This is a genomic window from Streptomyces sp. NPDC096136 (assembly GCF_044763325.1).
Lineage (GTDB): Bacteria > Actinomycetota > Actinomycetes > Streptomycetales > Streptomycetaceae > Streptomyces.
Genome location: NZ_JBIWFZ010000004.1, coordinates 264,253 through 276,936, shown reverse-complemented (window position 1 = coordinate 276,936; position 12,684 = coordinate 264,253). Strand labels below are relative to the sequence as shown.

The following is a 12,684-nucleotide window of genomic DNA, read 5'->3' as shown; positions in this document are numbered from 1 at the left end:
GGGTCAGCGGTTACCCGCGTGCGGCCGCGATCGCCTCGTGGACGAGGCCGACGAGGATCTCGTCGGCGTCCCGGCGGCCGAACTCGGCGGCGGCGCGGGACATCTCGTACAGGCGGTGCGGATCGGACAGCACCGGGAGGACCTGGCCCAGCACCCAGTCGGGCGTCAGTTCCGCGTCGTCGACGAGGAGGCCGCCGCCGGCCTTGACCACCGGCTGGGCGTTGAGCCGCTGTTCGCCGTTGCCGATGGGCAGCGGTACGTAGGCGGCCGGCAGTCCGACGGCGGAGAGTTCGGCGACGGTCATCGCGCCCGCGCGGCACAGCATCATGTCGGCGGCGGCGTACGCGAGGTCCATCCGGTCCACGTACGGTACCGGGACATAGGGCGGCATCCCGGGCATGTTGTCGACACGCGGCAGTTCGTTCTTCGGACCGACCGCGTGCAGGATCTGGATCCCGGAGCGCTGGAGGGCCGGCGCGGCCTGCTGGATGGTCTCGTTGAGGCGGCGGGCGCCCTGCGAGCCGCCGGAGACGAGCAGCGTCGGCAGGTTGGGGTCGAGGCCGAAGGCGGCCCGCGCCTCGGGGCGCACGGCGGAGCGGTCGAGGGTGGAGATGGAGCGGCGCAGCGGGATGCCCACGTAGCGGGCGCCGCGGAGCTTGCTGTCGGGGGTGGAGACGGCGACGGCGTGCGCGTAGCGGGAGCCGATCTTGTTGGCCAGTCCGGGCCGGGCGTTGGCCTCGTGGACGATGATCGGCACCCCGAGCCGTTTGGCGGCCAGGTAGCCGGGCAGGGCCACGTAGCCGCCGAAGCCGACGACCACGTCGGCCTTGGTGCGGACGAGGATCTCCTCGGCGGCCTTGATGGTGCCGCGCAGCCGCCCGGGGACGGTGATCAGCTCCGGAGTGGGCTTGCGGGGCAGCGGCACGGCGGGGATCAGGCCCAGCTCGTAGCCGCGCTCCGGCACGAGGCGGGTTTCGAGTCCGCGCTCCGTGCCGAGGGCGGTGATGCCCACGGTCGGGTCCTGCCTGCGCAGGGCGTCCGCGAGGGCGAGCGCCGGCTCGATGTGGCCGGCGGTCCCCCCACCGGCGAGTACGACATGCACCGAAATTCACCGCTCTCCGGACGGACGCCTCTTGACGCGCCGTCTCATCGACTTCCATATCGGCCCGCTCCGCCGCCAGCCGCCTCTCGGCTGCCGCATCGCGAGCGCCGCGCGCGCCGCCGGCTCCTCCCGCGCGAACGCGATGAGCAGTCCGACCGCGAACATGGTCGGCAACAGGGCGGACCCCCCGTAGGAGAACAGCGGGAGGGGCACCCCTGCGATCGGCAGCAGACCGAGCACCGCACCGATGTTGATCACGGCCTGGGCCGTGATCCAGGTGGTCACGCCTCCCGCGGCATACCGTACGAAGGAGTCCTCCGTGCGTCCGGCCACGCGGATACCCGCATAGCCTAGAGCCGCGAACAGGGCGAGCACCGACAGCGTCCCCGCCAGGCCCAGTTCCTCACCGGTGATGGCAAAGATGAAGTCGGTATGGGCTTCGGGCAGTTGCCCCCATTTTTCCACACTCGCACCCAGGCCGGAACCGAACCATCCGCCGGATGCGAGGGCGTAGATCCCGTGTACGGCCTGCCAGCAGAGGTCGTTCCTGCCCGGTTCCGTCGCCCCGATGCAGGCGAGCCGGTCCATGCGGTGCGGGCTGGTCTTGATGAGCAGTGCGACGATCACACCCGCGAAGGCGAGCACTCCGGCGAACAGCCGCGTCGGCGCCCCGGCGAGCCACAACAGGCCGAACAGGACGGCTCCGAGGATCATCGCGGTGCCCATGTCCCCGCCGAGCATGATGAGCCCGAGCAGCAGGAAGGCGACCGGGACCAGCGGCACCAGCAGGTGCTTCCACTGGGTCAGGAGCCCCTTGTCGCCCTTGCGGGCCAGCAGGTCGGCGCCCCAGAGGATCAGCGCCAGCTTGCCGAACTCGCTGGGCTGGAGCATGAACGGGCCGCCCAGGGAGATCCAGTTCTGGTTGCCGTTGATGGAGACCCCTATCCCGGGGACCTGGACCAGGACCATCAGGAACAGGGTGCCGGCGAGCACGGGGTAGGACAGCGCCCGGTGCAGCTTGACCGGCATGCGGGAGGCGGCCAGCAGCAGGACGCCGCCGATCACGGCGGCCAGGAACTGCTTCTTGAAGAAGTAGGCGTCTCCCAGGCCCAGCTGGAGGGCCTTGATCATGGACGCCGAGTAGACCATCACCAGGCCCAGCACGGTGATGAGCAGCGAGCTGCCGAAAATCAGGTAATAGGCGGTGAGCGGGCGGTCCCAGGCCTTGGTCAACTGCCGCCGCGTGCGCCGCAGCCGCTCCAGCGGCCCGCCCCGGGCGGGCCGCTTGGCACCGGGGGCGGGACGTTTGCGGCCCTGCGCCTTGACGGCGGGGGGCCGCCGTCCCGGCAGCATCTGTCTGGCCGGCATCTGTGATCTTCCCCTCCACTCGTACGAGGCGAGCAGCCGGCCGGGGGAACCTGTCGGGCGCCCTCGGCTAGGCCGTGTCCGCGGCGCTCCCGGAGGCGAGTTCGCGCACCGCGTCGGCGAACGCGTCGCCCCGCTTGTTGTAGTTCGCGAACATGTCCATCGAGGCGCACGCGGGCGCCAGCAGGACGGTGTCTCCGGGTTCCGCGAGCCGGGCCGCTTCCCGGACCGCTGCGAGCATCGCCCCAGTGTCGGTCCGTTCGAGGTCGGTCACCGGGACCTCGGGCGCGTGTCGCGCCAGCGCCTCGGCGATGAGCGCCCGGTCGGCGCCCATGAGCACCACGCCCCGCAGCCGCTTGGCGGACTTCTGCACGAGCTCGTCGAAGGTCGCGCCCTTGGCGAGGCCGCCGGCGATCCAGACGACCGGCTCGAAGGCCGCCAGGGAGGCCTCCGCGGCATGGGTGTTGGTCGCCTTGGAGTCGTCGACGTAGCGGACCCCGTCGACCTCGTCCACGTACGCCACGCGGTGCGCGTCGGGGCGGAAGTCGCGCAGCCCGTCGCGCACGGCGCGCGGCTCGACGCCGAAGGCGCGGGCCAGGGCCGCCGCCGCGAGGGCGTTGGCGATGTTGTGCGGGGCGGGCGGGTTGACGTCGTCGACGTGCGCCAGCTCCTGCGCGTTCTTCTGCCGGTCCTGCACGAACGCCCGGTCGACCAGGATCCCGTCGACCACGCCGAGCATGGACGGGGCCGGGGCACCGAGGGTGAAGCCGATGGCCCGGCAGCCCTCCTCGACGTCGGCCTCCTCGACCAGGCGCTCGGTGGCCGGGTCGGCGACGTTGTAGACGCAGGCGACCGTGTTGCCCTCGTAGATGCGGCCCTTGTCGGCGGCGTACGCCTCCATGGAGCCGTGCCAGTCGAGGTGGTCGGGGGCCAGGTTGAGGACGGCCGCCGAGTGGGCGCGCACGGAGGGCGCCCAGTGCAGCTGGTAGCTGGAGAGCTCCACGGCGAGGACGTCGTACGTCTCCTCGCCGGTCACCACGTCGATGATGGGCGTGCCGATGTTGCCGACGGCCGCGGTGCGCAGACCGGCGGCCCGCAGGATCGAGGCCAGCATCTGGGTGGTGGTGGTCTTGCCGTTGGTGCCGGTGATGGCCAGCCAGGGGGCGGCGTCCTCGCCGCGCAGCCGCCAGGCGATCTCGACGTCGCCGACGACGTCCACGCCGGCCGCGGCGGCGGCCGCGAACAGGGGGCTGTCGGGCTTCCAGCCGGGCGAGGTGACGACGAGGTCGGTGCCCTCGGGCAGGGTCTCGGCGTCGCCGAGGCGCACGGTGACGCCCTTGGCCTCGGCCTCCAGCTCGGCGGCCCGGGCCCGGTGGCCCTCGCTGTCCCCGCCGTCGACGACGGTCACGACGGCGCCGAGGCCGGCCAGGGCGCGGGCGGCGCTGATGCCGCTCACGCCGAGGCCGGCGACGGTGATGTTCCGGTCCTGCCAGGGGGTCACTTGTCCGCTGCCCATCCTGCGTAGAAGAGGCCGAGACCCACGATCACGCACATGCCCTGGATGATCCAGAAGCGGACCACGACAAGGACTTCTGACCAGCCCTTGAGTTCGAAGTGGTGCTGGAGCGGGGCCATTCGGAAGACTCGCTTGCCGGTCAGCTTGAAGGAGCCGACCTGGATGACGACCGACATCGTGATGAGCACGAAGAGGCCGCCGAGGAGCGCCATCAGGAACTCCGTGCGGGAGCAGATGGCGAGACCCGCGAGCGCGCCGCCGAGCGCGAGCGAGCCGGTGTCGCCCATGAAGATCTTGGCGGGCGAGGTGTTCCACCACAGGAAGCCGAAGCAGGCTCCCATGAGGGCGGAGGCGACGACCGCGAGGTCCAGCGGGTCGCGGACCTCGAAGCAGGCGTTGGGGTTGGTCAGGGTCACCGCGTTGGCGCAGGACTCCTGGTGCTGCCAGACGCCGATGAAGGTGTAGGCGCCGAAGACCATCACGGCGGCGCCGGTGGCGAGGCCGTCCAGACCGTCGGTCAGGTTCACGCCGTTGGACATGGCCAGGATCATGAAGAGGGCCCAGACCACGAACAGCACCGGGCCGATGGCCCAGCCGAAGTCCGTGACGAACGACAGCTTGGTCGAGGCCGGGGTGAGCCCGCGCGAGTCCTTGAACTGGAGCGCGAGCACGGCGAAGGCGATGCCGACGATCAGCTGGCCGGCCATCTTGGCCTTGGCCCGCAGACCGAGCGAACGCCGCTTGACGATCTTGATGTAGTCGTCCAGGTAGCCGACCAGGCCCATGCCCGCCATCAGGAAGAGCACCAGCAGGCCCGAGAAGGAGGGCTCCTCGCCGGTGATGACCTTCGTCAGGGCGTACGCGATGAGCGTGGCCAGGATGAAGGAGATACCGCCCATGGTGGGCGTGCCCTTCTTGCCCGCGTGGCCGCGGGGGCCGTCGTCGCGGATGAACTGGCCGTAGCCCTTGCGGGCCAGCAGCTTGATCAGCAGCGGGGTGCCGATGACGGTGAGGAACATGCCGATGACACCGGCGAACAGGATCTGCCTCATCGGCCGGCGACCTCGCCCTCGCCCTCGAGCAGCGCCAGCGCCACCCGCTCCAGACCGACCGACCTGGAAGCCTTCACCAGCACGACGTCCCCCGGGCGCAGTTCTCTGCGCAACAGGTCGACCGCCGCCTGCGCGTCGGACACGAGCACCGACTCCTCACCCCACGAACCCTCGTTATATGCGCCCAGCTGCAGCCAGGACGCTTCCCTGCCCCCGACTGCCACGAGCCTGCTCACGTTGAGCCGGACGGCAAGCCGCCCCACCGCGTCGTGCTCGGCCAGCGACGCGTCACCGAGCTCGGCCATGGGGCCGAGCACCGCCCACGTACGTCCCCCGTCCTCCTTGCCGGCACCGCCCATGGCGGCCAGTGCGCGCAGGGCGGCCCGCATGGATTCGGGGTTCGCGTTGTAGGCGTCGTTGACGATCGTGACGCCGTCCGCCCGCTCGGTGACCTCCATGCGCCACCGGGACAGGGTGCCCGCCCCGGAGAGCGCCGTGGCGATCTCCTCGGCTGACATGCCCAGGACATGAGCGACGGCGGCCGCGGCGAGCGCGTTCGACACGTGGTGCTCACCGTACAGGCGCAAGGTCACATCGCTGCACCCGGTCGGTGTGTGGAGTGTGAAGGAGGGCTGTCCCGCGGGGGTCATCCGCACTTCTGTGGCGCGTACGTCCGCGTCCTCGGCCTCGCCGAAGAGGACCGTACGGGCCTTCGTGCGGCCGGTCATCGCGCGCACCAGCAGGTCGTCGGCGTTGAGGACGGCGACCCCGCCCTCGGCCTCGCTCGGGAGGGCCTCGACCAGCTCTCCCTTGGCCTGGGCGATGGCCTCGCGGCCGCCGAACTCGCCGATGTGGGCGGTGCCGACGTTCAGGACGAGGCCGATGCGCGGCGGGGTGAGCCCGGTCAGGTAGGCGATGTGCCCGATGCCTCGGGCGCCCATCTCCAGGACCAGGTGCCGGGTCTCCGCGGTGGCCTTGAGCGCCGTGAGCGGCAGGCCGATCTCGTTGTTGAGGGAGCCCGGCGTCCACACGGTGGGCGCGTGGTGCTGCAGCACCTGGGCGATCAGGTCCTTGGTGGAGGTCTTGCCGGCCGAGCCGGTCAGGGCGACCACGTCGGTGCCGAGGCGTCCGACGACGGCGCGGGCGAGGGCCCCGAGCGCCTTCTCGACGTCGTCGACCACGATCGCCGGGACGCCGACCGGCCGGGCGGCCAGGACGGCGGCGGCGCCGGCGGCGACCGCGCGCTCGGCGTAGTCGTGGCCGTCGACGTGCTCGCCGGCGAAGGCGGCGAAGAGGCTGCCGTGCTCCACCTGGCGGGAGTCGATGACGACCGGGCCGCTGATCAGGGCGGAGGGATCGGGTATGTCGTGGGGCCGCCCGCCGGTGATGTCGGCGATCTCGGCGAGGGAAAGGGCGATCACGGGTTCACCTCGGCCTGTCGGACGATGCGCTGCTGGTTCTCGATGGCCGCGCGGAGCACGGCGCGGTCGTCGAAGGGGCGTACCACGCCCGCGGTGTCCTGGCCCTGCTCGTGGCCCTTGCCCGCGACGAGGACGGTGTCGCCCGCCTCGGCGCGCGCGACGGCGGCGGCGATGGCCGCGGCCCGGTCGGCGTCGACGAGGACGGCGGCGCGCTCCTCGGCGGGGACGGAGACGGCGCCCTCGAACATCGCGGCGAGGATCTTCAGCGGGTCCTCGGAGCGCGGGTTGTCGGAGGTCAGGACGGCGGTGTCGGCGTACCGGGCCGCGGCGGCGCCCATCGGGCCGCGCTTGGTGGTGTCGCGGTCGCCGCCGCAGCCGAGGACGATGTGCAGCCGGCCGGTGGTGACCTCGCGCAGGGCGCGCAGCACCGACTCGACGGCGTCGGTCTTGTGCGCGTAGTCGACGACGGCCAGGTACGGCTGGCCCGCGTCGACGCGCTCCAGGCGGCCGGGGACGCCGGGGACCGCGGCGACGCCGTCGGCGGCGGTCTGCGGGTCGAGTCCGGCGGCGGCGAGGGTGACGACCGCGGCGACGGTGTTGGCGACGTTGAACGGGCCGGGCAGCGGGGCCTTGGCCCGTACGCGCTGTCCCTCGGGCCCGACCAGGGTGAGGGTGGAGTCCATGTGGCCGCTGACCACGTCCTCGGCGCGCCAGTCGGCGGCCGGGTCGCCGGCGGCGGAGAAGGTGACGACCGGGATCGCCGACTCCTTGGCGAGGCGGCGGCCGTACTCGTCGTCCACGTTGACCACGCCCAGGCGGGCGCGGCGCTCGGTGAAGAGCTGCGCCTTGGCCTGGAAGTAGTCCTCCATGTCGGAGTGGAACTCCATGTGTTCCGGGCTGAGGTTGTTGAAGACGGCGACGTCGAAGACGCAGCCGTCGACCCGGCCGAGCACCAGGGCGTGGCTGGAGACCTCCATGGCGACGGCCTCGACGCCGCGTTCGCGCATCACGGCGAACAGGGCCTGGAGGTCGGTGGCCTCGGGGGTGGTGCGCTCGGACTTGATGCGCTCGTCGCCGATGCGCATCTCGACGGTGCCGACCAGTCCGGTGGCCCGTCCCGCCGCGCGCAGACCGCCCTCGACGAGGTACGCGGTGGTGGTCTTGCCGGAGGTACCGGTGATGCCGAGCTGGAGCAGGGCTTCGCCGGGGCGGCCGTAGATCTCGGCGGCGAGCTCGCCCATCCGGCCGCGCGGGTCCTCGACGGCCAGCACGGGCAGGCCGGTCGCGGCGGCGCGTTCGGCGCCCTGCGGGTCGGTCAGCACGGCGGCGGCGCCGAGGGCGGCGGCCTGGGCGGCGAAGTCGGCGCCGTGCAGCCGGGCGCCGGGCAGGGCCGCGTAGAGGTCGCCGGGGCGCACGGCACGGGAGTCGTGCGTGATGCCGGTGATCTGAGCGGAGCCGGACTCGGGCAGACCCAGCAGGCCGGCCAGCCCGCCCAGGGGGGTCGGGCGGGCGTTCACGGGCCGGGGCGCTCCCGGCGGCGCTGCCGGGGCGTCTTTCTGGGCGGTTCTGGGCTGATCAGCGTGGGGCACGGCGGTGAGCGTACCGGGCGCGGCGGGCCGCTCGCGAAGCGAGGGCCCGTCCTGGGCGGCTTCGGCCGTCTGGTTCCCGGGTTTCGGGGTGATCGTTGTCACTGATGGAGCCTCACGCGTGGGTGGTGGGACGGTCGGTTCGCCGTCAGGGCTGGGGACTGGGCTGCGCGCTGTTGGGGGCGGCGGGCGGCTGGCCGGTTCCGTAGGTGACCGGGAGGCCGGCGGGGGCCGTTCCGGTGGGCGCGACCTGGAGGGTCTTGAGTGCGAACTCCATGACCGTCTTGTAGATCGGGCCGCAGATCTGGCCGCCGAAGTAGCTGCCCTTGGTGGGGTTCTGGATGGCGCAGTAGACGGTGATCCGCGGGTTGTCGGCGGGGGCGAAGCCGGCGAAGGAGGCGGTGTAGCCCTTGTAGCGGCCGGTGGCCGGATCCACCCGGTTGGAGGTGCCGGTCTTGCCGCCGACCCGGTAGCCGGGGATCTTCGCCTTGGTTCCGGTGCCCTCCTGGTCGTCGACCACGGACTCCAGCATCTCGGAGAGGCTCTTGGCCGTCTCCTGGCTGATGACGCGGGTCCGTTCGGGCGCCGGGGCCGGGGTGAAGCGGCCGTCGGGGCCCTTGGTGCCGCGGACCAGGGTCGGGGTGATGCGGACGCCGCCGTTGGCGACGGTGGAGTAGACGGAGGCCGCCTGCATCGCGTTGAGGGACAGGCCCTGGCCGAAGGGGATCGTGTACTGCTGCGAGGTGGACCAGGCCTCCGGCTTGGCGAGGATGCCGCGGGACTCTCCGGGGTAGCCGAGGCCGGTGGGCCGTCCGATGCCGAACCGGTCCAGGTAGGAGTACAGGACCTTGTTGGCCTCGGGCTGGGTGGCGCCGAGCTGGCCGGTGGCCAGGATGGTGCCGATGTTGGAGGACTTGGCGAGGACCCCGTTGAGGGTCAGGTACCAGGTGGGGTGGTCGACGTCGTCCTTGAAGAGCCGGTCGCCGCGGTGCAGCCGGTTGGGGACCTCGACGTGGGTGTCGGGGGCGGCCTTCTTCTCCTCCAGGACGGCGGCCATGGAGATCACCTTGGCGGTGGAGCCGGGCTCGTACACGTCCTGGAGAGCGGCGTTGCCCATGGCGGTGGAGCGGGCCCGGGTCAGGTCGTTGGGGTCGAAGCCGGGGGCGTTGGCCATGGCGAGGACCTCGCCGGTGCGGGTGTCCTGGACGACGACGTAGCCGCGGTCGGCGCCGGACTTCTCGACCTGCTCCGCGATGGCGCTCTGGGCGGCCCACTGGATGTCGCGGTCGATGGTCAGCTCGATGTCGTCGCCGGGCACGGCGGGCTTCTCGTGGGACCCGGCGGTGGGCACGCGGCGGCCGCCGGACTGGGCGTAGGTGATCTCGCCGTCCTTGCCGGCCAGCTTCTTGTCGAGGGCGGACTCCAGTCCGCCGCCGCCCTTGCCCTCGGCGTTGACGTAGCCCAGTATCCCGGCGGCGAGGTCGCCGCCCGGGTACACGCGCTTGCTGCTGTTCTCGTTGAAGACCCCGGCGATGACGTTGGCGCCCGGCCCGTTGCGGCGCTTGTCGGCGGCCGCCTTGTCGGCGAAGAGCTTCTTGAGGTCCTTGATCTGGTTCCAGACCTGGGGGGTCTGCCGGCGGGCCAGGACCACGTAGCGGGTGTCCTTGGTCTTCAGCCGGGCGGCGATCTCCTTGGCGTCCTTGCCGAGGATCGGCGCGAGGAGGGCGGCGGCCTGCTCGGGGGCGTCGGGGGCCTTGCTCTCCTGGGGGGTGAACATCTTCGGGTCGGCGGTGATGTCGTACGCGTCGACGCTGGTGGCCAGGGCGACGCCCTTGCGGTCGGTGATCTCCCCGCGCTCGGCGGCCAGGACGTAGCTGGCGAAGCGGTTCTCGGTGGCCTTGGCGGAGTACGCGGAGGCGTCGACGGCCTGCACCTGGAGGAGCCGGACGACGAAGGCGAGCATCACGAGGGTGAGCCCGACGCCGACCAGGCGCAGCCGCGGCCTGGGGCTGCCGAGCCGGATCGTGTGCGGGGTGCGCTGCGCGGGGGGCCGCGCGCCGGTGCGGGGCCTGCCCGGGCCCGGTACCCGTCGCGGGGGCTCCTTGGGGCTCACCGACGGGCTCCGGGGTCCGGCGGCGGCCGGTGGGGAAGGGGCGGGGCGGGGAGAAGCCCCGCTGGGGTCCGCGTCACGAGGTCACCTGCCTGGGGTCGGGGTAGGCGGCGGGGTCCCGCTCGGGGCCGGCTGGGCCGGACCGTCCGGGTTCTGCGTGGCGGCCGGGGCCGAGGACGGCGCCGGGCTGGGGGGCGCCGGGGACGGCGGCGGCGGGGCCTCGGCCGTGGCGGGGGTGCCGGCGGTCTTCCCGTCGGGGCCGAGGAAGACGGGGCTGCCGCCGGGCACCAGGCCCAGCTCGCGGGCCCGCCGCTGGAGGGCGTCGGGGGCGGAGTAGCCGTCGACGTCCCGCTGGAGCGCCTGCTGCTCGTCGGTCAGCGCGGTGGTCTCCTTCTTGAGCCTGCTCAGCTGGAAGGAGCCCTGGTTGAGCGCCGAGTTCAGCAGGAGCAGGCTGATCAGGCCGCCGGCCAGCAGCGCCACGACCAGCAGCACGAACGGCATCCTCGCCGCCTGCCGGGCGCCCGCGGGGCCGGCCCCGGCGGGGCGGGGCCGTACGAGGCGGGCTGCCTGCCCGCGGGTCAGCGTGGCCACCTTCCCGGCCCGCCCCGCCTTCCCGGCCTTGGTCACCGCTGTGCCTCGCGGATGCGCTCGACGCCGCGGAACCGTGCCGGGGCGGCCCGCCGGTTCTCGGCGATCTCCTCCTCGGTGGGCAGTTCCGCGCCGCGGGTGAGCAGCTTCAGCCTCGGCTGGTACTTCTCGGGTACGACGGGCAGCCCGGGCGGGGCGGTGGAGGTGGCGCCGGCGGTGAAGACCTGCTTGACGAGCCGGTCCTCCAGGGAGTGGTACGACAGGACCGCGATCCGCCCGCCGACCGAGATCCGGTCGACGGCGGCGGGGATGGCCCGCTCCAGGCCGGCGAGCTCCCCGTTGACCTCGATGCGCAGGGCCTGGAAGGTCCGCTTGGCGGGGTTGCCGCCGGTGCGCTTGGCGGCCTGGGGCAGCGCGTCGCGGATCAGCTCGACGAGGCGGGCGCTGTTGGTGAAGGGCTCCTTCGCGCGCTCGCGCACGATCGCCGAGACGATCCGCTTGGCCTGCTTCTCCTCGCCGTACTGGCGCAGGATGCGGACCAGCTCGCCGGGGGCGTAGGTGTTGAGGACCTCGGCGGCGCTGATGCCGGTCGTCTGGTCCATGCGCATGTCCAGGGGTGCGTCCTGGGCGTACGCGAACCCGCGGTCGGCCTCGTCGAGCTGCATCGAGGAGACGCCGAGGTCGAAGAGGATCCCCTGGACGGCGGGCAGCCCCAGGCCGTCGAGGACCTCGGCGAGGTCGGCGTAGATCGCGTGGACGAGGGTGGCCCGGTCGCCGAAGGGCGCGAGCCGCTCGCCGGAGAGCCGCAGGGCCTCCTTGTCGCGGTCGAGGCCGATCAGGCGCACCTCGGGGAACCGGGTCAGCAGGGCCTCGCTGTGGCCGCCGAGGCCGAGCGTGCAGTCGACGACGACGGCCCCCGGCCTCTCCAGCGCCGGGGCCAACAGGTCCAGGCACCGCTGGAGCATCACCGGGACATGTCGGGACTCGCTAGTCAAAGCGCCCTCTCAGATAACGGCGCGGCAGGCATACGCCGCGCCGCGCACGCGGAGTGTTACCAGGGGGCCGGGCGGCCGGTGGGGCCGGGCTCCGGCCGGTTCGCGTCACTTTAGTGCAACGCCCGCCCCGGTCAACGAACCGCCCCGCGCGCGGTGCGCCCCCGCTCCGGCGCACCCGCAAAAGCCGCGAATCACCCGGACGGCGGCCTCCTTCCCACCCTTGTGGGTTAGCTCACAACAAGCATCGTTGACCTTCTTTGTGCATCCCCGCCCCCTGCCCGGACAGCCCGCGACCACTACCGTCGTAGGCATGACGACTTCCGCATCCCTGCCCGCACACCCCGCGTCCGCGGCATCCGGCGGCGACTCCGTCACCGACAGGCTCGTCGCGGCCAACCGCCGCTACGCCGCGGAGTTCGCCGACCCCGGCATGGACGCCCGCCCCGTCCTGCACGTGGCCGTCGTGGCCTGCATGGACGCCCGTCTCGACCTGCACAAGGCCCTCGGCCTGGAGCTCGGCGACTGCCACACCATCCGCAACGCCGGCGGGGTGGTCACCGACGACACCATCCGCTCGCTCACCATCAGCCAGCGCGCCCTGGGCACCCGGACCGTGATACTGATCCACCACACCGGCTGCGGTCTCGAAAGCCTGACCGAGGACTTCCGGCACGAGCTGGAGGACGAGGTCGGCCAGCGCCCCGCCTGGGCGGTGGAGGCCTTCCGCGACGTGGACCAGGACGTGCGCCAGTCCATGCAGCGGGTTCGCACCAACCCGTTCCTGCCCCACCGGGACGATGTGCGAGGCTTCGTCTTCGACGTGCACACCGGGCTCCTGCGGGAGATCGATCCGGCCACCTGAGTGACACAGCGCCGGACGCCGTCAAGAATGCGGTGGGGCGTCGCCCGGAACCCCTCCGGGGCGGCGTCCGTGTTTCGGGGTGGGCCG

General features: G+C 72.7%; 10 protein-coding genes. 1 reads left to right on the top strand and 9 read right to left on the bottom strand.

What is annotated here, in order from left to right; genetic code table 11:
* Positions 1-10: 10 nt before the first annotated feature.
* From murG to rsmH, 9 genes are all read right to left on the bottom strand, one after another.
* Complete coding sequence (murG, locus tag ACIRBY_RS10445; RefSeq protein ID WP_403898892.1) at positions 11-1,102, bottom strand: undecaprenyldiphospho-muramoylpentapeptide beta-N-acetylglucosaminyltransferase; 1,092 nt, start codon at positions 1,100-1,102, stop codon at positions 11-13.
* Positions 1,103-1,108: 6 nt separating this feature from the next.
* The gene (gene ftsW, locus ACIRBY_RS10440) at positions 1,109-2,470 is read right to left on the bottom strand and encodes a putative lipid II flippase FtsW (RefSeq protein WP_403898889.1); all 1,362 of its coding nucleotides are present in this window, start codon (positions 2,468-2,470) and stop codon (positions 1,109-1,111) included.
* A 67-nt stretch (positions 2,471-2,537) separates the two neighbouring features.
* The gene (murD, locus tag ACIRBY_RS10435; protein WP_403898886.1) at positions 2,538-3,983 is read right to left on the bottom strand and encodes a UDP-N-acetylmuramoyl-L-alanine--D-glutamate ligase; all 1,446 of its coding nucleotides are present in this window, start codon (positions 3,981-3,983) and stop codon (positions 2,538-2,540) included.
* Positions 3,965-5,035: a phospho-N-acetylmuramoyl-pentapeptide-transferase gene (mraY, locus tag ACIRBY_RS10430; RefSeq protein WP_079426112.1), complete on the bottom strand. Its 1,071-nt coding sequence runs from the start codon at positions 5,033-5,035 to the stop codon at positions 3,965-3,967. Before mraY ends, murD begins: the two co-directional genes overlap by 19 nt.
* On the bottom strand, positions 5,032-6,456 hold the full coding sequence (murF, locus tag ACIRBY_RS10425; protein ID WP_403898882.1) for a UDP-N-acetylmuramoyl-tripeptide--D-alanyl-D-alanine ligase: 1,425 nt from the start codon (positions 6,454-6,456) through the stop codon (positions 5,032-5,034). The genes mraY and murF overlap by 4 nt, the downstream gene beginning before the upstream one ends.
* Positions 6,453-8,147: a UDP-N-acetylmuramoyl-L-alanyl-D-glutamate--2,6-diaminopimelate ligase gene (locus tag ACIRBY_RS10420; protein ID WP_403898879.1), complete on the bottom strand. Its 1,695-nt coding sequence runs from the start codon at positions 8,145-8,147 to the stop codon at positions 6,453-6,455. Before ACIRBY_RS10420 ends, murF begins: the two co-directional genes overlap by 4 nt.
* Positions 8,148-8,190: 43 nt before the next feature.
* Positions 8,191-10,155, bottom strand: a complete 1,965-nt coding sequence (locus tag ACIRBY_RS10415; protein WP_403898877.1) for a peptidoglycan D,D-transpeptidase FtsI family protein — start codon at positions 10,153-10,155, stop codon at positions 8,191-8,193.
* Positions 10,156-10,236: 81 nt separating this feature from the next.
* A complete protein-coding gene (locus tag ACIRBY_RS10410; RefSeq protein WP_403898874.1) occupies positions 10,237-10,779 on the bottom strand; it encodes a hypothetical protein in 543 nt (180 codons plus the stop codon).
* Positions 10,776-11,735, bottom strand: a complete 960-nt coding sequence (gene rsmH, locus ACIRBY_RS10405) for a 16S rRNA (cytosine(1402)-N(4))-methyltransferase RsmH (RefSeq protein WP_403898871.1) — start codon at positions 11,733-11,735, stop codon at positions 10,776-10,778. The genes ACIRBY_RS10410 and rsmH overlap by 4 nt, the downstream gene beginning before the upstream one ends.
* 310 nt (positions 11,736-12,045) lie before the next feature.
* Here rsmH and ACIRBY_RS10400 point away from each other — a divergent pair, with 310 nt between their 5' ends.
* On the top strand, positions 12,046-12,597 hold the full coding sequence (locus ACIRBY_RS10400; protein ID WP_403898868.1) for a beta-class carbonic anhydrase: 552 nt from the start codon (positions 12,046-12,048) through the stop codon (positions 12,595-12,597).
* Positions 12,598-12,684: the final 87 nt, after the last annotated feature.

Coding starts and splice junctions, on each gene's coding strand:
- ftsW (WP_403898889.1), bottom strand. CDS start 2,470: ATGCCGGCCAGACAGATGCTGCCGGGACGGCGGCCCCCCGCCGTCAAG.
- murD (WP_403898886.1), bottom strand. CDS start 3,983: ATGGGCAGCGGACAAGTGACCCCCTGGCAGGACCGGAACATCACCGTC.
- mraY (WP_079426112.1), bottom strand. CDS start 5,035: ATGAGGCAGATCCTGTTCGCCGGTGTCATCGGCATGTTCCTCACCGTC.
- ACIRBY_RS10400 (WP_403898868.1), top strand. CDS start 12,046: ATGACGACTTCCGCATCCCTGCCCGCACACCCCGCGTCCGCGGCATCC.